At 68.5% G+C, this 804-nt stretch carries 1 pseudogene; it reads right to left on the reverse strand.

Annotation, left to right across the window (positions count from 1 at the left end):
* A pseudogene (locus MOV75_RS40205) lies at window positions 1-804 on the reverse strand (chromosome segregation protein SMC); the annotation flags it as partial.

Consider the following 804-nt stretch of genomic DNA (forward strand, 5'->3'; position numbering starts at 1 on the left):
CACGACGCCCTCGGGCAGCTCGGGATCGCCATCGGTGACGCCGGCATTGGTCCAGCGCATCGGCGCCGACGGATCGACCGGCGCGTCGAGATCGTCGCCGAGCGCGGCGCCGATGGCTTTTTCAAAGCCCTTGTCGACGGTGATGCCGTCGATGATCGGCGGCCACAGATTCTTGGTCTCGCCGTTGAGGATCTTGGAGATCGTGCGCGCCTCGGTTTCGAGCCGCTGCGCGCGCTTGTCGGCCTCGACCAGCGGCGAGCGCGAGGATTCCAGCGTCTGGCGAGCGGCGACATGGGCGGCTTCGCTCGCCTGCGCCGCGGCTTCCGAAGCGGCAAGTGTCTGCTCCGCGGTCTCGACCGTCGCGGTCAGCTCGTCGAGATCGCCGAAACCGCCGGTCTCAGCGGCAAGCTTCTGCTCTTCCGCGGCGACGTTCGCGATCTCCTGGTCGAGCCGGGCGAGCTTGTCGCGGTGGGTCCGGACGTTGGCCTCTAACTGGTTGCGCTTGGCGGTGAGGTCGGCGAGCGCGGTGGTGAGCTCGGCGAATTGCTGCTCGGTCTCGGTCAGCACCGCCTCGGCTTCGCCGACACGCTCGTCGACGCCGGAGCGCTTCTCGACGCGCGACTTGATCTCTTCCTTCAACTCGGCGTCTTCGGTGTCGAGCCGCTGCAGCGCGACGTCGGCGTCCATGGTCTGCTGCTGGGCGCGCGAGATGTCGCCTTCGAACTGGGCAAGGCGACGCTCCAGCTCGGCGACGCGCTCCTTGGCGCGCTCTTCCTCGCGGTCGAGCAGCTCGCGGGCATTGGT

This window comes from Bradyrhizobium sp. PRIMUS42 (genome assembly GCF_023006515.1).
In the GTDB taxonomy this organism is placed as follows: domain Bacteria; phylum Pseudomonadota; class Alphaproteobacteria; order Rhizobiales; family Xanthobacteraceae; genus Bradyrhizobium.